22 protein-coding genes and 1 riboswitch are annotated in these 23,589 nt (G+C 55.9%); of the genes, 10 read left to right on the forward strand and 12 right to left on the reverse strand.

Annotated features, from left to right (window positions below; all coding sequences use genetic code 11):
• Positions 1-10: 10 nt before the first annotated feature.
• Entirely contained in the window at positions 11-1,261 is a 1,251-nt protein-coding gene (gene traF, locus IBT54_RS08915; RefSeq protein ID WP_147789987.1) for a conjugal transfer protein TraF, read from the reverse strand.
• Between the two features lie 451 nt (positions 1,262-1,712).
• Here traF and zur point away from each other — a divergent pair, with 451 nt between their 5' ends.
• A complete protein-coding gene (gene zur / locus IBT54_RS08920; protein ID WP_033734886.1) occupies positions 1,713-2,234 on the forward strand; it encodes a zinc uptake transcriptional repressor Zur in 522 nt (173 codons plus the stop codon).
• 64 nt (positions 2,235-2,298) lie between these two features.
• On the opposite strand, the gene IBT54_RS08925 is transcribed toward zur, so the two are convergent.
• The 4 genes from IBT54_RS08925 to IBT54_RS08940 form a co-directional block, all read right to left on the reverse strand.
• The gene (locus IBT54_RS08925) at positions 2,299-2,511 is read right to left on the reverse strand and encodes a CsbD family protein (RefSeq protein ID WP_033734884.1); all 213 of its coding nucleotides are present in this window, start codon (positions 2,509-2,511) and stop codon (positions 2,299-2,301) included.
• Between the two features lie 155 nt (positions 2,512-2,666).
• Positions 2,667-3,989 (reverse strand): MATE family efflux transporter DinF, encoded by a 1,323-nt coding sequence (dinF, locus tag IBT54_RS08930; RefSeq protein WP_201252029.1) that lies wholly within the window; start codon positions 3,987-3,989, stop codon positions 2,667-2,669.
• Between the two features lie 99 nt (positions 3,990-4,088).
• Positions 4,089-4,703 carry a transcriptional repressor LexA gene (gene lexA / locus IBT54_RS08935; RefSeq protein WP_013359774.1) on the reverse strand — a complete coding sequence of 205 codons (615 nt, stop codon included), beginning with the start codon at positions 4,701-4,703 and terminating at the stop codon, positions 4,089-4,091.
• A 105-nt stretch (positions 4,704-4,808) separates the two neighbouring features.
• Positions 4,809-5,177 (reverse strand): diacylglycerol kinase, encoded by a 369-nt coding sequence (locus IBT54_RS08940; RefSeq protein ID WP_013359773.1) that lies wholly within the window; start codon positions 5,175-5,177, stop codon positions 4,809-4,811.
• Between the two features lie 128 nt (positions 5,178-5,305).
• Between IBT54_RS08940 and plsB the strand changes: the two genes are divergently transcribed.
• Positions 5,306-7,729, forward strand: coding sequence for a glycerol-3-phosphate 1-O-acyltransferase PlsB (plsB, locus tag IBT54_RS08945; RefSeq protein ID WP_041457162.1), 2,424 nt, complete (start codon positions 5,306-5,308; stop codon positions 7,727-7,729).
• A gap of 61 nt (positions 7,730-7,790) precedes the next feature.
• On the opposite strand, the gene ubiA is transcribed toward plsB, so the two are convergent.
• The 4 genes from ubiA to IBT54_RS08965 all read right to left on the reverse strand — a co-directional run bounded on the left by ubiA (position 7,791) and on the right by IBT54_RS08965 (position 10,472).
• Positions 7,791-8,657: a 4-hydroxybenzoate octaprenyltransferase gene (gene ubiA / locus IBT54_RS08950; RefSeq protein ID WP_236263071.1), complete on the reverse strand. Its 867-nt coding sequence runs from the start codon at positions 8,655-8,657 to the stop codon at positions 7,791-7,793.
• A gap of 28 nt (positions 8,658-8,685) precedes the next feature.
• Complete coding sequence (gene ubiC / locus IBT54_RS08955; protein ID WP_013359770.1) at positions 8,686-9,198, reverse strand: chorismate lyase; 513 nt, start codon at positions 9,196-9,198, stop codon at positions 8,686-8,688.
• Between the two features lie 86 nt (positions 9,199-9,284).
• Positions 9,285-9,695, reverse strand: a complete 411-nt coding sequence (gene psiE, locus IBT54_RS08960) for a phosphate-starvation-inducible protein PsiE (protein WP_013359769.1) — start codon at positions 9,693-9,695, stop codon at positions 9,285-9,287.
• Positions 9,696-9,764: 69 nt separating this feature from the next.
• Positions 9,765-10,472 carry a UTRA domain-containing protein gene (locus tag IBT54_RS08965; protein WP_051926545.1) on the reverse strand — a complete coding sequence of 236 codons (708 nt, stop codon included), beginning with the start codon at positions 10,470-10,472 and terminating at the stop codon, positions 9,765-9,767.
• 206 nt (positions 10,473-10,678) lie between these two features.
• Here IBT54_RS08965 and IBT54_RS08970 point away from each other — a divergent pair, with 206 nt between their 5' ends.
• From IBT54_RS08970 to IBT54_RS08995, 6 genes are all read left to right on the forward strand, one after another.
• The gene (locus tag IBT54_RS08970; RefSeq protein WP_095706367.1) at positions 10,679-11,740 is read left to right on the forward strand and encodes an ABC transporter substrate-binding protein; all 1,062 of its coding nucleotides are present in this window, start codon (positions 10,679-10,681) and stop codon (positions 11,738-11,740) included.
• A 20-nt stretch (positions 11,741-11,760) separates the two neighbouring features.
• Complete coding sequence (locus IBT54_RS08975) at positions 11,761-12,573, forward strand: alkaline phosphatase family protein (RefSeq protein WP_033784463.1); 813 nt, start codon at positions 11,761-11,763, stop codon at positions 12,571-12,573.
• Positions 12,570-13,415: an ABC transporter permease subunit gene (locus tag IBT54_RS08980; protein ID WP_033784462.1), complete on the forward strand. Its 846-nt coding sequence runs from the start codon at positions 12,570-12,572 to the stop codon at positions 13,413-13,415. The genes IBT54_RS08975 and IBT54_RS08980 overlap by 4 nt, the downstream gene beginning before the upstream one ends.
• Positions 13,416-13,426: 11 nt before the next feature.
• Positions 13,427-14,212: an ABC transporter permease gene (locus tag IBT54_RS08985; protein WP_201252031.1), complete on the forward strand. Its 786-nt coding sequence runs from the start codon at positions 13,427-13,429 to the stop codon at positions 14,210-14,212.
• A 2-nt stretch (positions 14,213-14,214) separates the two neighbouring features.
• Positions 14,215-15,207: an ABC transporter ATP-binding protein gene (locus IBT54_RS08990; protein ID WP_201252032.1), complete on the forward strand. Its 993-nt coding sequence runs from the start codon at positions 14,215-14,217 to the stop codon at positions 15,205-15,207.
• A gap of 110 nt (positions 15,208-15,317) precedes the next feature.
• Complete coding sequence (locus IBT54_RS08995; protein WP_013359762.1) at positions 15,318-16,943, forward strand: Na/Pi cotransporter family protein; 1,626 nt, start codon at positions 15,318-15,320, stop codon at positions 16,941-16,943.
• A gap of 86 nt (positions 16,944-17,029) precedes the next feature.
• Here the strand turns inward: IBT54_RS08995 and panS are convergent, their stop codons facing one another.
• The 3 genes from panS to lysC all read right to left on the reverse strand — a co-directional run bounded on the left by panS (position 17,030) and on the right by lysC (position 20,416).
• Positions 17,030-17,947, reverse strand: coding sequence for a ketopantoate/pantoate/pantothenate transporter PanS (gene panS / locus IBT54_RS09000; protein ID WP_003855809.1), 918 nt, complete (start codon positions 17,945-17,947; stop codon positions 17,030-17,032).
• Between the two features lie 183 nt (positions 17,948-18,130).
• Complete coding sequence (gene aqpZ, locus IBT54_RS09005) at positions 18,131-18,823, reverse strand: aquaporin Z (RefSeq protein ID WP_201252033.1); 693 nt, start codon at positions 18,821-18,823, stop codon at positions 18,131-18,133.
• 240 nt (positions 18,824-19,063) lie between these two features.
• A complete protein-coding gene (gene lysC, locus IBT54_RS09010) occupies positions 19,064-20,416 on the reverse strand; it encodes a lysine-sensitive aspartokinase 3 (RefSeq protein ID WP_033734867.1) in 1,353 nt (450 codons plus the stop codon).
• A 113-nt stretch (positions 20,417-20,529) separates the two neighbouring features.
• Positions 20,530-20,722, reverse strand: a riboswitch (Lysine riboswitch).
• A 391-nt stretch (positions 20,723-21,113) separates the two neighbouring features.
• Here lysC and pgi point away from each other — a divergent pair.
• Both pgi and yjbE read left to right on the forward strand, forming a co-directional pair.
• On the forward strand, positions 21,114-22,760 hold the full coding sequence (pgi, locus tag IBT54_RS09015; RefSeq protein WP_201252034.1) for a glucose-6-phosphate isomerase: 1,647 nt from the start codon (positions 21,114-21,116) through the stop codon (positions 22,758-22,760).
• 566 nt (positions 22,761-23,326) lie between these two features.
• Complete coding sequence (yjbE, locus tag IBT54_RS09020) at positions 23,327-23,584, forward strand: exopolysaccharide production protein YjbE (protein WP_013359757.1); 258 nt, start codon at positions 23,327-23,329, stop codon at positions 23,582-23,584.
• Positions 23,585-23,589: the final 5 nt, after the last annotated feature.

The following is a 23,589-nucleotide window of genomic DNA, read 5'->3' on the forward strand; positions in this document are numbered from 1 at the left end:
AATATCGTGCTTAGAAGTTAAAGCCCAGCTGCATCATCGCGCCCCAGGTGTTGTTAGCCCCCACCGAGCCAGCCAGATCCAGATGGACAGCTTTGTTAAACGGTGACAGACCAAAACCTGCGGTGGCAACATTTTCGTCGTTAGACCGCATGTCCGCACGATAACCGGCACGCAGTTGCAGCCAGTCAAGCACGCGGTACTCCGCCCCTACTGCCGCATACTGGCTGTTATCCTGGGTTTTGAAGCGTTTGGTTTCAGTCAGATCCACATCGCCTGTCACGGTAAACGGCCCTTTATCCCAGGATAGTCCGGTGGTGACCAGCGGGCGAATCTGGTAGGTATCGCGGAACCCGTTGACCTCTTTAGTCTGCAGATCGCGCGAAACCAGGTTCTGTCCGGTCACACCCAGCGTCCAGTTTTCAGCAAAGGTAGTCGCCAGACCGGCATCAACGTTAAAGCCGGTGTCGGTGCTGCGATACTGGCTATTATTGATGTCGTTCTTGTCGTAGTTATAGATGCTGGCAGTGTAGTTATAGAGCGAGGTTTTCTGCACTTTCGGCGTTACGCCCACCGAGACTGGCTGACCGGCGATGGTGAACTCATGTGCCACTGCCACACCATAATCAATGGTCAGTGCCGCTAAGCCATTCGCACTGGAACGCAGGTTATTTTGATCGCCAGGACGTGGCGGCACCGTTCCGTTAGCAACACCGCGCAGGTAGTCGATATCACCCTGGACCACGTTGGCACGGACGTGCGCCGTACCGTAGGCTTTGGTAATAAACGCAAAAGGCAGGGTCTCATTAGGGATCGTGACGGCCACGGCCACGCCTGCACTGCCGTCCGCTTTGTTACCGCGTAAATCGCTGAGCTTGTCAGCGACGTCGCCGGAGGCAGCACGCAGTTCAGGGTAGCCACGCAGATAATCCGCAAAAGTCAGGTTACCAATCACGTCGCGATAGCGATCCACGGTGTCAGTAATATCATCGACTTTATCAATCAGCTTATCTTTGTCAGTAACCTGAATACCTGCCGAGGGAATAATAATGCTGACGTTATCGTCAGATTTAGCACGCGTCATTAATGCCGGGTTCGCCAGCACTGCTGAGCCATAAACAGAAGATGCTACGCCGGTGCCGCCCATGGCGTCATTACGTGCATCATACCAGGTCCCTGCCGCCATGGCGGAAGAAGAAAGGAAAAGCGCGGTCGCTGCAGCGGAATACTTCAGCGCTGAACGTTGAGCGGATTTTTTCACCATTTGCCTGCCATCACCTGAGAAATTGTCATTGAAACATTCAACGACTGAATAGTTTGTTAGCCCTATTGTGAACCCTGGCTAACGCGTTATTGCTGTGAATTCAAAGGAAACAGTGTCTTAATTCAAAGGATTGGACGTTTTCCAATCAAAAAACCGTTGTAATTGTTCAGACTGTGTCGGGTTATTTCAAATACTGCCAGACTTTCCTTAAGTCTTTCTGAACATTACTTCTTAACTCAGTGAGATGCAAAGCAAAATGCCAACAAATTCCGCTTCATGTCGATTGAGAATGGATCTGATTTCTCGTCAGATTTGAGATAGATAGCGGCTTAAATTCTTAAAATGCTGCTTTATCAGGCAAATAATGCTGTTTTAACAGGCGAAAACGAACATCAGCGCCGCAAAACTATGTGTGATAAAATAACATCACTTATCCAGCGGAGAATTTTTCATGACAAACATGACATCGCAGCAAATTTTGATTCAGGCTGAAAAAATGTGCCTGCAGCGCGGTGTACGTCTGACTTCGCAGCGTGCTGAGGTATTGCGCCTGATGGCCGAACAGCCTGGCTCGATCAGCGCTTACGATCTGCTGGATCAACTCCGCATCAGCGAACCGCAGGCCAAACCCCCTACCGTCTATCGTGCGCTGGACTTCCTGCTGGAGCAGGGTTTCATTCATCGGGTGGAGTCCAACAATAGCTACGTCATGTGTCACCATTTCGAGGCACCGGCACATACCTCAGTGATGCTGGTCTGCGACCGCTGTGCAGCAGTAACGGAGAAACAGGCGCAGGGCGTGGAGAAGATTATCGCGACGCTGGCGGGTGAAGCGCAGTTCGCTTTACGCCACAGTGTGATTGAAGCGCATGGTTTATGTGAAAATTGTGCTGCAGTAGAAGCCTGTACGCACCATGAAAGCTGCGAACACGATCATCAGGATGAGGGGAAAAAGCGGGGAAAACGCGGGTAACTGGCGCATCCTTGTGTGATTCCGGTGCGGGTGCACCGGAATGTGTTAACTGATCAGCGCTGCATTACCAGCGGTGGTCTTTATTCTGGCCTTCCCAGTCCGTCACTTCACGCTCTGCTTCATCTTTCGCATAGCCATAACGTTCCTGGATTTTGCCGACCAGCTGATCGCGTTTGCCTTCGATAACCTGCATGTCATCGTCGGTCAGCTTGCCCCATTTCTCTTTCATTGTGCCTTTGAACTGCTTCCAGTTGCCGCTCGCTTCGTCTTTATTCATGGCAGACCTCCAACCCTCGGGTTTAATGATTATCTTGTTATTTAACAAAATAACGATATAAAGCGCTGGTTAACTGCGCCAGATAAAGTTAATTGTAGCAACCAGATTCACAAACCCGGAATAATACGGAATAATCTGTATCAATCTGTGCAGCGTCAGGCATCAAACCAGCTATTCTGACGCCAGTGCCTGCGCCAGATGAGCCACAGTGACAGACCGCGCAGCGCCAGGAAAACCGTTACCGCCAGCCACAGTCCATGATTGCCCAGCGCCGGTACGCTCAGCAGCGTCAGAAAGTAGCCTGCTGCTGCTATCACCATGCTGTTACGCATCTCACGTCCGCGCGTCGCGCCGATGAACATCCCATCCAGCAGATAACACCAGACGCCGATCAGCGGCATAACGATCTGCCAGACCAGATAGCGGTCAGCACTTTGTTGCAGCGAAGGAAGGGAGGTCAACAGGGTAACAATCTGCGAGCCAGCAATGGCATAGATCAGCGAGAAGAACAGCGCCACCACCACCGCCTGCCGACAGGCAGAGTGCCAGACACGCCGCAGTTTGCCGCCATCTTTTGCACCATGCGCCTCGCCGGCAAACGCTTCAACCGCGTAGGCGAAGCCATCCAGCGCATAGGCCGTGAACGTAATGAACATCAGCAATACCGCGTTAACTGCCACCACATCCGGGCCAAGCCGCGCGCCCAGCACGGTCAGCGAGGCGAAACAGAGTTGCAGCATCAGTGAGCGCAGCATGATATCCCGGTTCAGCCGCAGCAGTCGGCCGCTGTCACCGCGCCAGCTCTGCTTCAACAGGCTTAGCGAAATGCCGCGCAGCTTCAGGACCCGCCAGACCATGATGCTGCCGACACCCAGCGTAATGTACTCCGCCAGCGCCGTGGCGGTTGCTGCACCCGCGACACCCCAGTGCAGCCCCATCACCAGCCAGAGATCGAGCACGATATTAACCACATTGCCCACCACCAGCAGGATCACCGGCGCGCGCGCATACTGCACGCCCAGCAGCCAGCCCAGAATGACCAGATTTGCCAGCGTAGCAGGCGCACTGAGCCAGCGAATCTGAATAAACAGTGCCGCCTGTTCCAGTACCGCGGGGTTACCGCCAACCAGATGGGTCGCCAGCTGAATAATCGGATAACGTAAAGCGATGAACAGTACACCTGCCAGCAGCGCAATAATCAGCGGCTGCGTCAGCGCGCGTGCCAGCGCAGTTTTATCGCCCGCACCAAACGCCTGCGCCGTAAGGCCAGTCGTACTCATTCGAAGGAAAAGCAGCAGCATAAAGAGGAAGCTGGTCACCGTGGTCCCGACCGCAACCCCGCCAAGATAGACAGGGCTGTCGAGATGACCTATTACTGCCGTATCGACCACCCCCAGTAAGGGAACGGTGATATTTGAAAGGATCATTGGCAGCGCAAGCCGCCAGAGATTTTTATCGGTTGCCGTGATAAAGCGCATTCGCCGTTCCGTGCTCGGTGTCGCTGCGCAAAACAGGCAGCGACAAAATTAGGGCAGACAGAATAGCATCAGAAAAGGCGAATGCACGCAGGCCTCAAATCAGAGCCACTCGCCGTTGCGCACCACACCAACCGCCAGACCTTCAATGGTCAGTGACTGTGCACGGGTATCGACAACAATCGGGTCAAAATCACTGTTTTCAGGCAGCAGATGCACGATAGCACCCTGCTTTTTCCAGCGCTTAACGGTGACTTCATCATCAATGCGGGCAACGACAACCTGGCCGTTGCGTACATCCTGGGTTTTATGTACCGCGAGCAGGTCGCCATCCATAATCCCGATATCTTTCATCGACATTCCGCTGACGCGCAGCAGGAAGTCGGCAGACGGCTTAAACAGGCCCGGATCGACCTTGTAGTGGGTTTCGATATGTTCCTGCGCCATGATCGGCTCACCGGCAGCAACCCGGCCAATCAACGGTATGCCTTCTGAGGCTTCTTCTTCCATTAGCAGACGAATGCCGCGCGATGCACCGGAAACGATCTCGATAACGCCTTTACGCGCCAGCGCTTTCAGGTGCTCTTCTGCCGCATTCGGTGAGCGGAAGCCCAGTTGTGCAGCAATCTCTGCGCGCGTAGGCGGCATGCCTGTTGAAGAAATATGGTCGCGAATCAGGTCATAGACCTGCTGCTGCCTGCTGGTTAATGCTTTCATCCCGCCCCCTGGTTGTTTATACAGTCGCTGTGAGTATATACAGGTATTGGCGAAATGGAAACCGATTGTCAGGCAAAACGCGGCTTCCGGCGCGATATGGAACGCTTATCGCAAATGTGTCCAGAGCAGCGCTATCCAGACAAACAGTGCCAGTAAGATGCTGATCAGTACCGCCGCAGAGCCCATATCTTTGGCCCGGCCCGCCAGCGGATGATGCTCCTGACCGATGCGGTCAACGACCGCTTCAATGGCGCTATTGAGGATTTCAACAATGACCACCAGCACCACCGACCCAATCATCAGGATGCGTGAGACCACATCGACATCCAGCCAGCAGGCGATAATAATGGCGACCAGCGCAGCCAGGGCCTCCTGACGAAACGCCGCTTCATGTTGCCAGGCGGCACGCAGTCCCTGCCAGGAGTAACCTGCGGCTTTAACTATTCTGATAAGTCCGGTGGCATTATTTGCCATGATGTGGGAACCCTTTTATCGGATTGACGTCAATGTCTGGGCTGCGTGCAATTGGCACCACCACAGATCTTCGCTGCACTTTCTGGTATGCTTGCGGCGCTTTGCTAACAAGAGGCTTCATGTTGTCTATGTCAGGTTGGCGTAAACTCTATTACAAATTACTTAATTTACCACTGTCGTTTTTGGTAAAAAGTAAGGCCATTCCGGCCGATCCCGTGTCTGAACATGGTCTGGATCCGACCCGACCTATTATGTATGTTTTGCCTTACGATTCGAAGGCCGACTTACTGACTTTACGCGCGCAGTGTCTGCGGCATCATCTGCCTGACCCGCTCTCTCCGCTGGAGATTGATGGTTCACTGCTGCCGCGCCACGTATTTATCCACGATGGCCCGCGCGTCTTTCCCTATTTTGTGCCTAGCGTGGAATCGGTGAAAATCTTTCACGATTACCTCGATCTGCATCGCAATAATCCTACGCTGGATATCCAGATGCTGCCGGTCACGGTGATGTTTGGCCGCGCACCAGGACGTGAAGTCCAGGGCGAAGCCACGCCACACCTGCGGGTGCTGAACGGCGTACAGAAATTCTTTGCGGTGATCTGGCACGGACGCGACAGTTTTGTTCGCTTCTCGCCGACCGTTTCGCTGCGCCGCATGGCCACGGAACACGGTACGGATAAGTCGATCGCCCAGAAGCTGGCTCGCGTGGCGCGCATCCATTTTGCCCGTCAGCGGCTGGCGGCGATTGGCCCGCGGTTACCGGCGCGTCAGGATCTCTTTAACCGTCTGCTGCAATCCAAAGCGATTGAAAAAGCCGTCGAAGATGAAGCACGCAGCAAAAAAATCTCCCATGAGAAAGCGCAGCAGAATGCTGTCGAGATGATGGAAGAAATTGCCGCCAACTTCTCTTATGAAGCGATTCGCGTTACTGACCGCGTGATGGGCTGGCTATGGAGTCGTCTCTATCAGGGCATCAACGTTAATGGCGGCGAAAAAGTGCGCCAGCTGGCGCAGGATGGCCACGAGATTGTCTATGTGCCGTGCCATCGCAGCCACATGGATTATCTGCTGCTCTCCTACGTGCTCTATCATCAGGGCCTGGTCCCGCCGCACATTGCTGCCGGTATCAACCTCAACTTCTGGCCAGCCGGCCCGATTTTCCGTCGTCTGGGCGCATTCTTTATTCGTCGTACTTTTAAAGGCAACAAGCTCTACGCCACGGTGTTCCGTGAATATCTCGGCGAGCTGTTTACCCGCGGCTATTCGGTTGAGTACTTTGTCGAGGGTGGACGTTCTCGTACCGGCCGCCTGCTGGACCCGAAAACCGGCACCTTAGCCATGACATTGCAGGCGATGCTGCGCGGCGGTAACCGCCCGATCACGCTGGTGCCGATCTACATCGGCTATGAGCACGTGATGGAAGTGGGTACTTACGCCAAAGAACTGCGCGGCGCGGCGAAAGAGAAAGAGGGCTTCATGCAGATGGTGCGTGGCTTGCGCAAGCTGCGCAATCTCGGTCAGGGTTACGTTAACTTTGGCGAACCGCTGCCGCTGGTCAACTATCTCAACAAGCAGGTACCGGAATGGCGCGATGCCATCGATCCGATTGAGCCGCAGCGTCCGAGCTGGTTAACACCGACGGTCAATGATATCGCGGCCAGCCTGATGGTACGTATCAATGAAGCGGGCGCGGCCAATGCCATGAACCTCTGTGTTACCGCTTTGCTGGCGTCACGTCAGCGCTCACTCACCCGTGAACAGCTGATTGAACAGCTGGAATGCTATACCCAGCTGCTGCGCAATGTGCCTTATTCACCTAACGCGACCGTACCCGATCTTTCAGCGGAAGCGCTGCTGGATCACGCCATGGGTATGAATAAGTTTGAGAATGAAAAGGACAGTATCGGCGACATCATCATTCTGCCGCGTGAGCAGGCGGTGCTGATGACCTACTATCGCAACAATATTCATCACATGCTGGTGATGCCGTCGCTGATTGCCGCCATAGTTCAGCAGCATCAGACGCTGACTGAAGCCGAACTGCTGCGTCAGGTAAGCCTGATCTACCCGATGCTGAAGAGCGAACTGTTCCTGCGCTGGCAGACCGATGAGTTGCCGCAACTGCTGACCGATATCAGTCAGGAGCTGGCGCGTCAGGGCCTGATTACCTTTGAAGCCGGTGAGTTGCGCTTTACTGCGGCGCGCTACCGCACGCTGCAACTGCTGGCTGCCGGTGTGCGCGAAACGCTGCAGCGTTATGCCATTACCTTCTCGATTCTCAGCGCCAAGCCGACGATTAACCGTGGCACGCTGGAGAAAGAGAGCCGGACGCTGGCACAGCGTCTGTCGGTGCTGCACGGTATCAATGCGCCGGAGTTCTTCGACAAAGCGGTCTTTACCTCACTGGTGCTGACGCTGCGTGACGAAGGGTATATCAGCGACAGCGGTGATGCCGATGTCGCGCAGACCCTGGCGACCTGGCATATCCTGGCTGACCTGGTCACCAGCGATGTCCGCATGACGATTGAAACCGCGGTGGCGCACGACTGACCCCGCGCACAGTAAAAAGGCGACCTCATGAGGTCGCCTTTTTTATGCCCAAAACGCTCTATCAGAACAGCTGACTGAACGGCGGCGTATTCATCAGTACGCCCAGGAACAGCACCATCCCGACATAGTTGTTATTCAGGAAAGCCTGGAAACAGGGCTGGCGTTCGCGCCCGGCGATCAGCTTCTGCTGATAAACAAACAGCGCAGCCGCCAGCAGCAGCGTCCAGTAGAAGGCACCGTTCAGGTGTAGCATCATGCCCACCAGCGCCATCAGCAGCAAGGTTGCCAGTTGCAGCAGACCAATAATCAGCTTGTCGAAACGGCCAAATAATATCGCCGTCGACTTCACGCCAATCTTCAGGTCATCGTCCCGATCGACCATCGCATACTGCGTATCATAAGCGACCGTCCAGCAGATGTTGGCAATAAACACCAGCCAGCAGACTAGAGGTAAGGACTCACTAACTGCGGACCAGGCCATCGGAATCGCCCAGCCAAACGCGGCCCCCAGCACCACCTGCGGCAGGTGGGTGTAGCGCTTCATAAAGGGATAAACCCAGGCCAGCGCCAGCCCCACGACGGAGAGCATGATCGTCATCAGGTTCATGGTCACCACCAGCGCAAACGCCACCAGCGCCAGGATCACGAACAGCAGCTTCGCCTCTTTTGCACTCACCGCGCCGCTGGCCAGTGGCCGGTGCTTCGTACGCTCCACATGACCATCAACTTTACGGTCGGCGTAGTCATTGATCACACAACCCGCCGCGCGCATCACAAATACCCCGGCAACGAATACCACCAGCACCGGCAGCGGCGGGATCGCCATGTCAGCCAGCCATAATGCCCAGAGCGTGGGCCACATCAGCAGCAGCGTCCCGATCGGTTTGTCGATACGCATCAGGCGAGCGTAGGCCCGCCATTTATTCATACTTAAGCTCGTTTGCACCACAAAATCCTCAGACCAGATCGCGATAGAGCGGCGATGCCGGTAAAAACAGTTCAGTCAGCAGCAGCGGTTTGCCGGAGAGACGCAGACGGGAACGCCGTCCCCACAATCCCTCCACCTGCCCCGGCTCAATAAAATCGCGGGTCAGCGTCGACGACGAAAAAAGATAGCGCCCCAGAGGACGGGTGCCGAGCTGTTGCAGCATCGCCTCTGGCCCGTTAAGGGTGCTTTCCGGTACCAGCGTGCGGCCAGCCAGCCAGGGCTGATCGTCGCCGGACAGCAGCACTTCGCGTAGCCAGAAGCGTTCATCGTCTGGCAACAACGCCCTTTCCTCACCCAACTCGCTGGCGTCGATAAAGCCTTCACGCAGCGGCTGAACCGTGACCCGCTGACAGTGCTGTTCAAAACGGCGCGTCATCGAATCCTCCTCCATCAGCCAGTCGAGCAAGGGCGGCGCAAGGGTGGCCTGCGACGGAGAAAGCCAGTTGAGCGAACGTAATAAGCTGAGTGCGTCTTGCGACATGGCACCACTCCCGATAATTTTCAGGACGCTAGTTTAGCGCAGAGCGGCGATGCGAACACCTGCCGTCGTGTCAGACGGCAGGGGGATTACTCGCGTTTCAGCCGGTTACTGTTGGCCAGCCACAGCGTGACCACCAGAATCAGAATCGCCGCTGAGTAGCAGAGGGTATCGAAGGGATTTTTATGGTCGACGATAATCAGGCGGATAATAGCCGTGATACCGATATAGACAAAGTAGCGCAGGGGAAAGTGATAGCCCGACTGAAAGTACTTAACAATCAGGGCAATAAATTCGAAGTAGAGGAAATAGATAACAATTCCCTCAATCAGCAGGTAAGAAGAGGCCTGCTCGCCGGTGTTAAACAGGACATTTGCCAGATGAATAGTCTCTTTGCCTAAAAAGACGATCAGGATGATCGCCAGACTCAGCAGACCCAGATTCAGCACCCATTGCAGAACCGTTGCAAGGTGGCGGGCCAAAGGATTTTTGTCACTCATGTTGCGCCTTTAAAAAGGAGTTATTAGCGCGCAACATCATGCGTGAGTGTGATGCAAATCACAATAACCCTACGCTTCCACATCCACACAGAGCGCGTCGTACCGCCAGTATTCACAGTCGCAATCAATCACCTCTTTTTGCTGATTGCGGTTGATACGGGTGATCAGCAAACCGGGGCTGCCCGGCGCGACATTCAGCGTAGGTGCAGCAATCTCCGGCAACGGGCCGGGCAGAATCGTGAAGCGCGCGCCGCCGTAGCGAATACCGTAGCGCTGGTCATAGAGATCGGTCAGGGAGCGGGTCAGATCTTCATCGAGCAGGCCAGGGAAAAAACGCGGATTGAGGTAGTGTTCTACATAGAGCACCGCGCGCCCATCAATGCGGCGCAGGCGGCGAATACAGTAAACCGACGAACCTGGAGCCAGACGCAGCGCGATCGCTACGCTGTCGTGCGCTGCGACCTGCTCAGCAGCGATCACTTCCGTGGTCGCCTGCCTTCCCTGCTCCCTAGCCATGGCATGAAAGTGGCTGTGATGCAGCGGGTTGTAAATCAGACGTGGTGGCGCGATAAACCAGCCGCGACGCAGTTCCCGGTAGATCATCCCCTGGGCCTCCAGCTTACCCAGCGCTTCCCGCAGGGTAATCCGCGTGGTGCTGAACGCCTCGCTTAAGGCACGCTCCGCTGGCAGTCGCCCGCCGCTGAACTCACCGGCCTGGATGCGCGTCAGCAGTGCGCTGGCTATCGCATCTGCCGTTTTGAGTGCTATCGACTCCACAACAGTAGCCTCATTTTGGTGCGACTTCGCACTCTTACTGTTCAGGTAAACGCGCCTGAGGTGGGCGAACGGGCCGCGTCTTTTGTCGCCCCTTCCCCGCACCCCGCCGCCTTGTCATAAATCGTTCATATAGAGGGGCTACATTGGCTCGGTTCTTGCTGGACTAGACCAGCCAGGCCCATCAACTTACACCCGGAGCAACTGAGATGAAAGCGTTTATCGCCTCTGTAGTAGCCAGTGCTGTAGTCCTCACCCTGCCCGTTGCGCAGGCCGCCGATAACGACCTCGCCGCACTCGAAAAAGCCGCACGCAGTGAAGGTCAGGTCAACAGCGTCGGGATGCCGGATAGCTGGGCCAACTGGAAAGATACCTGGAACGACATCAGCAGCAAATATGGCCTTAAGCACAGCGATACCGATATGTCATCGGCGCAGGAGCTGGCGAAATTCGATGCAGAGAAAGAGAACGCCAGCGCTGATATCGGTGACGTGGGCGCCGCCTTTGGCCCGATCGCCGTCGCCAAAGGGGTAACCCAGCCTTACAAACCGACGCACTGGGATCAGATTCCTGCCTGGGCCAAAGATAAAGACGGTCACTGGGCGCTGGCCTACACCGGCACCATTGCCTTTCTGATCGACAAGCAGCAGGTGAAAGATATTCCCCACAGCTGGGCCGATCTGAAGAAAGGTAAGTATGTGGTTACTATCGGCGACGTCGGTGTGGCAGCTCAGGCGGCTAATGGCGTACTGGCTGCAAACTACGCCTTAGGCGGCGATGAAAAGAACCTGAAACCGGCGCTGGCGTTCTTTGCCGATCTGGCCAAACAGGGTCGTCTTGGCGTGACCGATCCGGTCATTGCTAACATCGAAAAAGGCGAAGTGCAGATGGCAGTGGTATGGGACTTTAACGCCCTGAACTACCGTGACCAGATCGACAAAAATCGCTACGAAGTAGTGATCCCGTCTGACGGCTCCGTCACTTCCGGCTACACCACTATCATCAACAAATATGCGAAACACCCTGCCGCCGCAAAACTGACGCGCGAATATATCTTCTCAGACCAGGGACAGATCAATCTGGCGAAGGGCTATGCCCGCCCGATTCGTGCCGAGCATCTGACCCTGCCAGCGGACGTTCAGGCTCGCCTGCTGCCGCAGTCCGAATATAAAAATGCCCGTCCGGTTAAGGATCAGGCTGCCTGGGATAAATCGTCGAAAATGCTGCCGCGCCTGTGGCAGGAAAACGTCATCATCAACATGCAGCAGTAATTCGCGGCAGGGAGAACGGAATGAAGACCATCCTGGTGGTACTGGACGGGCTGAGCAATCAGGTCGCACAACATGCAATGGGTTACCTGCATGCCGAGTGTTCACAGGGCAACGGGTTCTATTACCGTATGACCTGTGAATTACCGTCGCTGTCGCGCCCGCTTTATGAGTGCATTCTGACCGGCGTTCCGCCGGTCAGAAGCGGCATTATTCATAATGGCGTCAGCCGGTTAAGTCGCGAACGCAGCGTGTTTCACTTTGCGCGCGCGGCAGGGCTGACGACAGCGGCGGCGGCCTACCACTGGGTAAGTGAGCTTTATAACCGCACACCGTTCGTTCCGGCGCGCGATCGTCATACCGACGCGCCGGACCTGCCGATTCAGTATGGTCATTTTTATTCTGACGATAGCTATCCTGACTCACATCTGTTTGAGGATGCAGAGAGCCTGCGGCTGCGTCACGATCCCGATTTCCTGCTGATCCACCCGATGAATATCGACGATGCCGGTCATAAGTCGGGGCTCTCCTCGCCGCAGTACCGCAACCGGGCGCGCATCGCTGACGGCCTGCTGTCGCAGTGGATGCCGCTGTGGCTGGCCGAAGGCTACCAGGTGATGGTGACGGCCGATCACGGCATGAATGATGATCGCTCCCACGGCGGAATTCTGCCGGAGGAGACAACGGTGCCGCTGTTTGTCTTTGGCCACGCTTTCTCGCTGCAGCCTGACCTTGCGCCGCAGCAGACGGATCTGTGCGGCACGCTGTGTGAACTGCTGGAAGTGGCGCATGACAAACCGGTCTGTCGCGGGCTGCTGGCGGAGCCGCAAAGATGAAGGGAAAAGGATTCGCGTTGCTGATGCTGTTGCCTTTCACCCTATTCTGGGTCGCCTTTCAGCTGGCCCCACTGCTGTGGATCGCCATCAACAGCTTCTGGAGTGACATGAACAGCCAGTGGGGCTGGGATAACTATCACGACATCATCACCTCACCGTTCTACCAGCAGGCATTTCGCTTCTCACTGGATATCTCGCTCTGGTCCAGCGTCTGGGGACTGCTGATTGCGCTGATCACCGGCTATTCATTGCATCAGCTCGGCGGCGGACGACTGCAGCGCTTCCTTATCTCTTTTACCAACATGACCAGCAACTTTGCCGGTGTCCCGCTGGCGTTTGCCTTTGTGATTCTGCTGGGGCTGAACGGCTGCCTGACGCTGCTGCTGCGCCATTATGGTGTGATTGAGAGCTTCCGACTCTTCTCGCGCAACGGGATGGTGCTGGTTTACACCTGGTTTCAGATCCCGCTGGGTGTGCTGCTGCTCTACCCGGCGTTCGACGGGCTGAAAAAAGAGTGGCAGGAGTCTGCTGCGCTGCTGGGTGCCAGCCGCTGGCGCTACGTCTGGCACATCGCCCTGCCGATTCTGTTCCCGGCACTGCTCGGAACCTTTGTTATCCTGCTGGCGAATGCGCTGGGGGCTTACGCCACGATTTACGCGCTGACCACCGGTAATTTCAACGTGGTGCCGGTGCGCATCGCAGCGCTGGTCTCCGGAGATATTTCGCTCGATCCCAACACCGGCAGCGCGCTGGCGATGCTGCTGGTGGCAATCATGGCGCTGATCACCCTGGTGCAGCAGTATCTGGTGCGCCGCAGCTATCTCAATGCGAAACAGCCATGAAAGGAGCCGTCATGTCACGTGCTGAGCATCTCTATCACCGGATCATGGTCGGGTTACTCTTTACTCTGCTGGCGCTGCCGTTGCTGGCGACGCTGCTCTATGCGATTTCGTCCGACTGGAGCAATACCATTCTGCCGCAGGGATATAGCCTGAAGTGGTTCATTCAGCTCTGGAGCGATTCACGTTTTCTGACAGCGCTGGGCCATTCGCTGCTGATTTGCTTCGGTGCGCTGCTCTTCTCTCTGGTGCTGGTGCTGCCTGCCATGTTTGTAATCGCTTACTACTTTCCCCGACTGGATGCGGTGATGAACATCCTGATCCTGATGCCTTTTGCCGTGCCGCCGGTGGTGTCATCTGTGGGATTACTCCAGCTCTACTCTTCGTCACCGCTGATGCTCACCGGCACGCCGTGGATCTTAATGGGCTGCTACTTCACTATCGCACTGCCCTTTATCTATCGGGCGCTGGCGAACAATATGCAGGCGATCAACCTTAAAGAGCTGATTGATGCTGCACAGCTGCTGGGTGCCAGCACCTGGCAGGCGGCGCTGTGGGTGGTGCTGCCTAACCTGCGTAAAGGGATGCTGATCGCCGTGCTGCTCTCGTTCTCCTTTCTGATTGGTGAGTTTGTCTTCGCTAACCTGCTGGTCGGCAACCGCTATGAAACCCTGCAGGTTTACCTCTTCAACATGCGTAACGGCAGCGGTCACTTCACCAGCGCGCTGGTGATCTCCTACTTCTTTGTGGTGTTGCTGGTCACCTGGCTGGCCAATGCCCTGAATCCTGAACGAGGCTGAATATGAGTTACCTTGAGGTCAGAGAGCTGAACAAGTCTTATGGACCGACGCCGATTTTTGAGCAGATCGATTTCAGCGCCGCCGAAGGAGAGTTTGTCACCCTGCTCGGCCCCAGCGGCTGCGGCAAATCGACGCTGCTGCGCTGTCTGGCGGGATTAACCGGCGTCGACAGCGGTGAAATCAGGCTGGAGGGCAAGGATATCGTGCCGCTGGCCCCGCAGAAACGCGCCATTGCCATGGTGTTCCAGAGCTATGCGCTGTTTCCCAACATGACGGTGGAGAAGAACGTCGCGTTTGGCCTGAAGATGCAGAAGCTGCCCGAGGCACAGATCCGCCAGCGGGTGCTGGAGGTGCTGGAACTGGTGGAACTCAGTGACTATGCGCGTCGTTATCCGCATCAGCTGTCAGGCGGCCAGTGTCAGCGCGTGGCGCTGGCGCGTTCGCTGGTGACGCGTCCGCGTCTGCTGCTGCTGGATGAGCCGCTGTCGGCGCTGGATGCGCGCATCCGTCGCCATCTGCGCGATCAAATCCGGCGCATTCAGCGCGAGCTGAATCTCACCACCCTCTTCGTCACCCACGATCAGGAGGAGGCGCTGACGCTCTCCGACCGCATTGTGCTGATGAACCGGGGCAAAATTGTGCAGAACGGCGATGCCGAAGCGCTCTATACCCAGCCGGTCGATCTCTTTGCTGCCGGATTTATCGGCAACTACAACCTGCTGAGTGCCGAGCAGGCGACGCGGCTGACCGGCCAGCCTTTCCACAGCCAGGTCGCCATTCGCCCGGAATCGATGCTGTTTACCGCGCCGGGCCAGGGGATTCCTGCAGAAATCCTCAGCCACAGCCTGCTGGGTAACGTCATCCGCTACCGTATCCGGGCGCATGACGTGGAGCTTTCGGTCGATGTGCTGAACCGATCAGCGGCGGATTTGCACCCCGCTGGCAGGCAGATTGGTCTACAATTAGAGCTGTCGACTTTGCGCCAGGTGGCTTAAAACACAGGAAAAAATCACGCATAGCACGGCAATCCCCTTCACAGATTGCTCTTGCTGTCAGGCTGGCAGTCTGTGCTGTTTGAAGCCTGACAAATGAGGAGCGATACCCCGTGTTAACTCTGCTTAATCTGCTCTCTGCAGTGGCCCTGCTGGTCTGGGGCACACATATCGTGCGAACCGGCATCATGCGGGTTTACGGTGCCGATCTGCGCCGCGTGCTGAGCCGCAGTATAGAAAAAAAACCGATGGCGTTTCTGGCGGGTCTCGGCGTGACTACGCTGGTACAGAGCAGCAATGCCACGACGTTGCTGGTCACCTCGTTTGTGGCACAGAATCTGGTCAGCCTGACGCCTGCGCTGGTGGTGATCCTGGGCGCGGATGTTGGTACCGCCATCATGGCGCGCATCCTGACCTTTGACCTCTCCTGGCTCTCACCGCTGTTTATCTTCTTTGGTGTGGTGTTCTTCCTCAGCCGCAAGCAGACCCGCGCCGGTCAGTTAGGCCGTGCCAGTATCGGCCTGGGCCTGATATTGCTGGCGCTGCAGCTGATTGTTGAAGCGGCGCGTCCGATTACTCAGGCCGCGGGCGTGCAGGTACTCTTCTCCAGCCTGACCGGCGACGTGATGCTTGATGCGCTGCTGGGCGCAGTGTTTGCCATTATCAGTTACTCCAGTCTGGCCGCGGTGCTGATCACCGCGACACTGACTGCCACCGGCGTGATTTCGTTCAAGGTCGCGCTCTGTCTGGTGATTGGTGCCAATCTCGGTAGCGGCCTGCTGGCGATGATCAACGCCAGCGGCTCGAATGCCGCCGGTAAGCGCGTTGCGCTCGGCAGCCTGCTGTTCAAGTTCATTGGCTGCGTCCTGATCCTGCCGTTTGTCGATATTGTGGCGACCTGGCTCGATAAGCTGCCGGTCAACGATGAAGAGTTAGTGATTTTCTTCCATGTGTTTTACAACCTGATCCGCTGCGTGGCGATGGTGCCGTTTGCGGACCTGATGGCGCGCCTTTGCCGTCGACTCATTGCTGACGACGTCGACAACGCGCTGCAGCTTAAGCCAAAGCATCTCGATCGCAGCGCGCTGGACACCCCGGCGCTGGCGCTGGTGAATGCCGCCCGCGAAGCGCTGCGCATGGGTGACGTGCTGGAACAGATGCTGGAGGCGTTTAATAAAGTCGTGCATGGTGAGTCCCGCGAGGAGCGCACGGTGCGTCGGCTGGATGATGATGTCGATGTGCTTTATACCGCCATCAAACTCTATCTGGCGCGGATGCCCAAAGAGGATTTGCCCGAAGAGGATTCGCGCCGCTGGGGCGAAATTATTGAGATGTCGCTGAATCTGGAGCAGGCCGGTGACATTATTGAGCGGATGAGCGGCGATGTCGCTGACAAGTCGCTGGCAGCGGGCCGCGCGTTTTCTGCCGAGGGATTAAAGGAGCTGCAGGAACTGCAGGAACTGTTGATCGCCAACCTCAGAATGAGCCTGTCGGTGTTTCTGTCGCACGATGTCACCAGCGCCAGACGTCTGCGCCGCGCGAAACATCGCTTCCGCCTGATGATTCGTCGCTACTCTCACGCCCACGTTGATCGCCTGCATCAGCAGAACGTGCAGAGCATTGAAACCAGCTCGCTGCACCTCGGTTTACTCGGCGACATGAAGCGCCTGAATTCGCTGTTCTGCAGCGTGGCCTATACCGTGCTGGACCAGCCCGACGATGAGCGAGATTATGAATAAGGGGTGTGAACAGACAGTTACGCCGGAGCACGCGTCCGGCGCAACAGCAGTGAGAAGCGGCGCATCGCAATAATGCGCCGCCACGGTTACTTCTTCTTAATCGGCTTTCCGGACCAGTAACCCGCCAGCAGCGAACCTGACAGGTTATGCCACACCGAGAACAGCGCGCCCGGCAATGCCGCCAGCGGCGAGAAGTAGAGTTTGCCCAGCGTCGCCGCCAGACCGGAGTTCTGCATGCCGACCTCCAGCGCCAGCGTACGGCAGGTTGACTCATCAAAGCCAAACAGTTTGCCGCCCCAGTAACCGCCAAGCAGACCAATCGCGTTATGCAGGATGACCGCCGCGATCACCATCAGACCCACCGATCCGATAAAGCCCTGACTGCCCGCCACCACCGCGCTGATGATCAGCAGAATGCAGACCATCGAAAACGCAGGCAGCCACGGTTCCACCCGGCGAACCACGCTGTTCATACTGTGATGAATGATCAGTCCGAGGCTGATTGGGATCACGACGATCTTCACGATGCTCAGCAGCATGCCCACCACATCAACCTGAATGTGGGTATCCACATAAAAGCGCGTTAACAGCGGCGTGGCGAACACGCCCACCAGCGCAGAGACGGAAGAAATGGTTACCGACAGCGCCACATCGCCTTTCGCCAGATAGATCATCACGTTGCTGGCGGTGCCGCTGGCAACTGAGCCGACCAGAATCATACCGGCGGCCAGATCGGGCGGCATATGAAACAGTTTTGCCAGCCCCCAGGCGGCTAACGGCATCACCAGATAGTGCAGAAAGGTGCCGGCAATCACCGGCGCAGGCCGGGTCAGCACCCGTTTGAAATCGTCGATATTCAGGGTCACGCCCATGCCGAACATAATCAGCATCAGCAGATAAGTGACCCAGGGTCCGATGCCGAGAAAGGTACCTGGAGAGTAATAAGCGGCGACAGACAGCAGCACGGCCCAGAGCGGGAACAGGCGGGTTAACGTGGCGAGCATAGCCAGACTTCCTTATAAGAATGTTATGTTTAGTGCAGATTTGCCATAGAGCGTCATCATGCAGGAACGACTGTCGTGACGAGGCCGGGATCATAACATTTCATTATCATGGCGTAAGGCGAAGATGGCGCGAGGCAGGAAAATGCGGATCGACTGCTGCCGATCCGCTGAATATCGACGAAATTACGCTGCTTTATCCTCTAAACCGCGGTAGATCAAACCACCAATCACGGCGCCGATAATCGGCATCAACCAGAACATCCACAGCTGAGCGATCGCCCAGTCGCCCTGGAAGAGGGCTGCTGCGGTGCTGCGTGCCGGGTTAACAGAAGTGTTAGTCACCGGAATGCTGATCAGGTGGATTAGGGTTAACGCCAGCCCAATCGCGATCGGCGCAAAGCCTTTTGGCGCGCGTTCGCTGGTCGCGCCCATGATCACAATCAGGAAGATAGCCGTCATCACGACCTCAGTGATCATGCCTGCCTGCAAACTGAAGCCGCCCGGCGAGTGTTCGCCGTAGCCGTTCGCCGCAAAGCCGCTGGCCGCTGCGCTGAAGTCGCCTTTACCGCTGGCGATCAGATAAAGCACCGCGCCAGCAGCAATGCCGCCTACCAGTTGCGCGATGATGTAAGGAATGGCCTGCGAGGCGGAGAAACGTCCGCCTGCCACTAATCCCAGAGTGACCGCCGGATTAAAATGACCGCCCGAGATATGACCGACCGCATACGCCATGACCAGTACGCTCAGACCGAAAGCCAGCGCGACGCCCATGAAGCCAATGCCGAGTTCCGGGAACGTCGCTGACAGTACGGCACTACCACAACCGCCTGCGACCAGTACAAAAGTCCCCAGCGCCTCTGCGACTAACCTTTTCATGATATTTCCTAAATTTGGGTGAATTGATTCAGCGGCGGGATTATAAATCTGAGGAAAGAGAGCGCAACGCCGGTACACGAAATGCGCAAAGAAAGGGGTTGCCATTTGGCAATAGTGGGTAATAAGCCGTTGGATTAATTGAATTATCTGGGAAAAAGAAACCAGCGGAGGATCAGAACGAAGTGAAGTTTTTTTGCCGCTGTTCAGGCCGCGCAGACGCGGCCTGAACAGCAGATAAATTTACTCGAACAGATTGCGGTGCAGCGTACGGACTACGCTTTCCGCGTCGTTGCCCGGCACCAGGAAGCAGAGATTGTAGCTGCTGGCCCCATAGCAAATCATCCGCAGGTTGAACGGGTCGAGCACACCAAACACCTCTTTGCCGACACCGCAGGCTTTTGACAGCTCATTGCCGATAATCGCCACCAGCGCCAGATCTTCCTCCACTTCTACCCGGCACAGCGACGAGAGTTCAGTCAGCAGCGCCTGCGTCAGCAGACTGGCGCTGGTTGAGGTCGATCCGGTGGTATCCAGCGTCAGCGCCACGCTCACTTCGGAGGTGGTGATCAGGTCAACGGAGACGTTATGACGCGCCAGAATGTTAAACAGTTCGGCGAGGAAACCAAACGTATGCAGCATGTTAAGGCTGTGCAGCGTTAACAGCGTCTGCTTACGACGTAACGCCAGCGCCCGGAACAGCGGCGGATTGCGGGTTTCGTTGCAGACGCGGGTACCGCCTGCGGCCGGATCCTTGCTGGAACCGACGAAGACCGGAATACCCCGGCGCACGGCGGGCAGCAGCGTCGCCGGATGCAATACTTTGGCACCAAACGTCGCCATCTCAGCGGCTTCTTCGAAGGTGATTTCATCAATACGCTTCGCCGTCGGCACCACGCGTGGATCGGTGGTATAGATACCTGGCACATCCGTCCAGATATCGACTCGCGCCGCATTCAGCGCTTCGCCCAGCAGCGCGGCGGTGTAATCACTGCCGCCACGCCCTAAAGTGGTGGTACGCCCTTCGCTTTCACTGCCGATGAAGCCCTGGGTAATCACCAGCGCCTGCTCAATGCGCGGCTGCAACTGTGCCGTCGCCTGCTCCGCCAGCACCTGAACATCCGGGACTGCGCGGCCAAAATGATCGTCGGTGCGCATCACTTTGCGAACATCAAACCACTCTGCATTCACCTGACGTTCACGCAGAATTTCAACAAACAGCAGTGAAGACATCAGCTCGCCGTGGCTGACCAGTTCATCGGTCAGGGCATTTGAGGTGGCGAGTGACGCCGCTTCTGAGAGCATGCTGATATTGTCGATCATCCGATCGATTTCATCGCGGATCACGTCCGGACGCTGCAGGCGATCGACGATGGCGTACTGGATACGGCGGATATCATCAAGCAGAGCAGCGCGCTGGGGTGCCTGCTGGCCTTCAGCCAGCGCAACCAGAAGATTGGTAATGCCTGCCGAGGCAGAGAGCACCACCAGACGCGTGCTGGCGTCCTGCAACACCACATCGGCGCTGCGGTTCATCGCTTCAAAATCGGCTACGCTGGTGCCGCCAAATTTTGCCACTATCAGAGTTTGAGACATGTAGGACCTCGTGTCAGGTTATCTTGTTCTCGCCGATGAAAGGGTCGAGAAACATGCTTTCAGCCAGGCACAAGGAAAGAGCAGAAACGGGCGGACAAGATCGGATAGACGAGTCACCCAGAAGCGCCCCACCTTGCAAAACGTCGACTGCAGACGTTTCTGGTGACAACCCAGAGGATTCAGCCCCTGTAGCCGACAGGCAACACACCGCGTGCTGACCCACCTCGGCGTCGCTCCCCATGATGTGTTTTCACCGGATACGGTTCCTCCAACACACTGCCTGGGCGACGCGCCTCTTCTGGCTTGCACACAGGTGCGCAAGTAGGCGCATAGATCTAGCCTTTTCTGGACCTGCTGTCAATGTCAGCGATGGCCGGAGAGCCGCATCAGAAAACAAATGACCCTGCGCCGCAGCGACTACAGTGCTTAATGGGTTCAGCCCCTGCAACAATCCCTGACACGGCACAACGTTTTGCGCAGACTTTCGCGTCACACTTTAGCGAGTGATACTGCTGCCATCCGCAGGCTGTTCGCGCCAGTGAATGCTGACGTCAGATCGCAGCGTTCACCTCGCCTGCGCGGCGTACGCTGACAAAATTTTTCCTTTCAGTTACAAGTGTGGTCATACTGAAACGCTAAACGGGCATGATGTGCCTCCGATGGAATGACGGTTCTTAATATCAACAAGAGTGTTGCCATGAAAAATATCAATCCGACACAAACCGCAGCCTGGAAAGCGCTGCAACAGCATTTTGAGCAGATGAAATCGGTAGAAATTGCCGATCTGTTCGCTCAGGATGCCGATCGTTTTGCCAAATTCTCTGCCACCTTTGATGATCAGATGCTGGTGGATTTCTCCAAAAACCGCATCACCCAGGAAACCCTCGATAAGTTACAGGCGCTGGCCAAAGAGACCGATCTCAGCGGTGCCATTAAGTCTATGTTCTCGGGTGAGAAGATTAACCGTACCGAAGATCGTGCGGTGCTGCACGTCGCACTGCGTAACCGGAGTAACACGCCGATTCTGGTGGATGGCAAAGATGTGATGCCAGAGGTCAACGCGGTGCTGGACAAGATGAAAGGCTTCTCAGAGCGCATCATCAGCGGCGAATGGAAAGGCTATACCGGTAAAGCGATCACCGACGTAGTGAACATCGGTATCGGCGGCTCCGACCTTGGCCCGTTTATGGTGACGGAAGCGCTGCGCCCGTACAAAAATCATCTGAATATGCATTTTGTCTCCAACGTTGACGGCACTCACATCGCCGAAACGCTGAAAGATCTCAGCCCGGAAACCACCCTGTTCCTGGTTGCATCCAAGACCTTCACGACTCAGGAAACTATGACCAACGCCCACAGCGCGCGTGACTGGTTCCTGAAAACCGCAGACGATCAGCAGCATGTAGCGAAACACTTTGCTGCACTGTCGACCAATGCCAAAGCAGTGGGTGAATTCGGTATCGACACCAATAACATGTTTGAATTCTGGGACTGGGTTGGCGGCCGCTATTCACTGTGGTCAGCGATCGGCCTGTCGATCATTCTCTCGATTGGTTTCGATAACTTCGAGCAGCTGCTGAGCGGCGCACATGCCATGGACCAGCACTTCGCCTCCACCCCGGCTGAACAGAACCTGCCGGTGCTGCTGGCGCTGATTGGTATCTGGTACAACAATTTCTTTGGTGCCGAAACCGAAGCGATTCTGCCTTACGACCAGTACATGCACCGCTTTGCCGCCTATTTCCAGCAGGGAAATATGGAGTCAAACGGCAAGTATGTGGATCGCGACGGTCACCCGGTGGACTACCAGACGGGCCCTATTATCTGGGGCGAACCCGGCACTAACGGTCAGCATGCGTTTTATCAGCTGATCCATCAGGGTACTAAACTGGTTCCGTGTGACTTTATTGCGCCGGCTATTACTCATAACGCGCTGGCGGACCACCATCCAAAACTGCTCTCTAACTTCTTTGCCCAGACCGAAGCGCTGGCGTTTGGTAAGTCACGCGACGTCGTGGAGAAAGAGTTTACCGATGCCGGCAAATCTGCAGAATCTGTGGCCCACATTGTGCCGTTCAAGGTGTTTGAAGGTAATCGCCCGACTAACTCCATCCTGCTGCGTGAGATTACGCCGTACAGCCTGGGCGCGCTGATTGCGCTGTACGAGCACAAAATCTTCACGCAGGGTGCCATCCTGAATATCTTCACCTTTGATCAGTGGGGTGTGGAATTAGGTAAGCAGCTGGCGAACCGTATTCTGCCGGAACTGGAAAATGAGGACGAAATTACCTCTCATGACAGTTCCACTAATGCCATAATTAACCGCTATAAATCCTGGCGTTAATCGGCGTTAATTTCATCGGGCGGCAACGTTGCCGCCCTTTTTTTGTCTCTTTTTCCATCCGGATGACCTGATTATCGATTCTGTCATTCACGCCAGCGCGGGAAAAGTCTTAAAATACCCTAAGATAATTCTGAACATCTGGTGATAAAACAGAGTGGCGTCCAGTATAAAATGGATCTGAAAACAGGCGGCACGCAGGGTTAACTATTGATTTATAGTCATATTTAATTTAAGCTCTTCTGAGTAAATTCTGATTATTCTTATTCCGTACCAGATATAACTAAAAAAGAACATTCCGCTTTGCAATTACCTCACCCGTAGCGAAATATAGGGTATCAACCAGAAAAACTCCGATTTAAAAAGTAGTTATCCCCAATCCAGCTGATTAAATCACGCAATCACCCCGCTATTTGCCCTGGTTTTTATGGCACTGAACTCTGATATTTTGTTGCCCTATAATGAACGCGCCCGCAATGGGACTGTCCGTCGCTCTGGTTGCAGCCTGTCTGTATAGCCCTTGTCGCCGGTCAGAGATCCTTCATTCACTCAATGCAGGAAACGTTGTTATGAAAAAAACTATGGTTGCCGGTGCAGCCCTGATCCTCGTTGCCGCTTCTTCCAGCGCATTTGCTGCGCCGCAGGAAGCAGGTGAAGCAGGTACTGCAGCTGGCGCGCAGGCGGGAGCAATCTCTGCTGGCACGTCCACGGCTGTGGGTATCGGCGCACTTGGCGCGCTGGTCGGGCTCGGCATTGCTGCTTCTGGCGGTGGTGACGGCGCAAATACCGGTACAACAACCACGACCACGACGAGCACCACTCGTTGATGGAT

It is taken from the genome of Pantoea sp. S62, from assembly GCF_016658625.1.
In the GTDB taxonomy this organism is placed as follows: domain Bacteria; phylum Pseudomonadota; class Gammaproteobacteria; order Enterobacterales; family Enterobacteriaceae; genus Pantoea; species Pantoea vagans.

What these genes read in the sequence shown, in the direction of transcription:
- traF (WP_147789987.1), bottom strand. Translation starts at nt 1,261, where the DNA reads ATGGTGAAAAAATCCGCTCAACGTTCAGCGCTGAAGTATTCCGCTGCA.
- zur (WP_033734886.1), top strand. Translation starts at nt 1,713, where the DNA reads ATGACAAACATGACATCGCAGCAAATTTTGATTCAGGCTGAAAAAATG.
- IBT54_RS08925 (WP_033734884.1), bottom strand. Translation starts at nt 2,511, where the DNA reads ATGAATAAAGACGAAGCGAGCGGCAACTGGAAGCAGTTCAAAGGCACA.
- dinF (WP_201252029.1), bottom strand. Translation starts at nt 3,989, where the DNA reads ATGCGCTTTATCACGGCAACCGATAAAAATCTCTGGCGGCTTGCGCTG.
- lexA (WP_013359774.1), bottom strand. Translation starts at nt 4,703, where the DNA reads ATGAAAGCATTAACCAGCAGGCAGCAGCAGGTCTATGACCTGATTCGC.
- IBT54_RS08940 (WP_013359773.1), bottom strand. Translation starts at nt 5,177, where the DNA reads ATGGCAAATAATGCCACCGGACTTATCAGAATAGTTAAAGCCGCAGGT.
- plsB (WP_041457162.1), top strand. Translation starts at nt 5,306, where the DNA reads ATGTCAGGTTGGCGTAAACTCTATTACAAATTACTTAATTTACCACTG.
- ubiA (WP_236263071.1), bottom strand. Translation starts at nt 8,657, where the DNA reads ATGAATAAATGGCGGGCCTACGCTCGCCTGATGCGTATCGACAAACCG.
- ubiC (WP_013359770.1), bottom strand. Translation starts at nt 9,198, where the DNA reads ATGTCGCAAGACGCACTCAGCTTATTACGTTCGCTCAACTGGCTTTCT.
- psiE (WP_013359769.1), bottom strand. Translation starts at nt 9,695, where the DNA reads ATGAGTGACAAAAATCCTTTGGCCCGCCACCTTGCAACGGTTCTGCAA.
- IBT54_RS08970 (WP_095706367.1), top strand. Translation starts at nt 10,679, where the DNA reads ATGAAAGCGTTTATCGCCTCTGTAGTAGCCAGTGCTGTAGTCCTCACC.
- IBT54_RS08975 (WP_033784463.1), top strand. Translation starts at nt 11,761, where the DNA reads ATGAAGACCATCCTGGTGGTACTGGACGGGCTGAGCAATCAGGTCGCA.
- IBT54_RS08980 (WP_033784462.1), top strand. Translation starts at nt 12,570, where the DNA reads ATGAAGGGAAAAGGATTCGCGTTGCTGATGCTGTTGCCTTTCACCCTA.
- IBT54_RS08985 (WP_201252031.1), top strand. Translation starts at nt 13,427, where the DNA reads ATGTCACGTGCTGAGCATCTCTATCACCGGATCATGGTCGGGTTACTC.
- IBT54_RS08990 (WP_201252032.1), top strand. Translation starts at nt 14,215, where the DNA reads ATGAGTTACCTTGAGGTCAGAGAGCTGAACAAGTCTTATGGACCGACG.
- panS (WP_003855809.1), bottom strand. Translation starts at nt 17,947, where the DNA reads ATGCTCGCCACGTTAACCCGCCTGTTCCCGCTCTGGGCCGTGCTGCTG.
- aqpZ (WP_201252033.1), bottom strand. Translation starts at nt 18,823, where the DNA reads ATGAAAAGGTTAGTCGCAGAGGCGCTGGGGACTTTTGTACTGGTCGCA.
- lysC (WP_033734867.1), bottom strand. Translation starts at nt 20,416, where the DNA reads ATGTCTCAAACTCTGATAGTGGCAAAATTTGGCGGCACCAGCGTAGCC.
- pgi (WP_201252034.1), top strand. Translation starts at nt 21,114, where the DNA reads ATGAAAAATATCAATCCGACACAAACCGCAGCCTGGAAAGCGCTGCAA.
- yjbE (WP_013359757.1), top strand. Translation starts at nt 23,327, where the DNA reads ATGAAAAAAACTATGGTTGCCGGTGCAGCCCTGATCCTCGTTGCCGCT.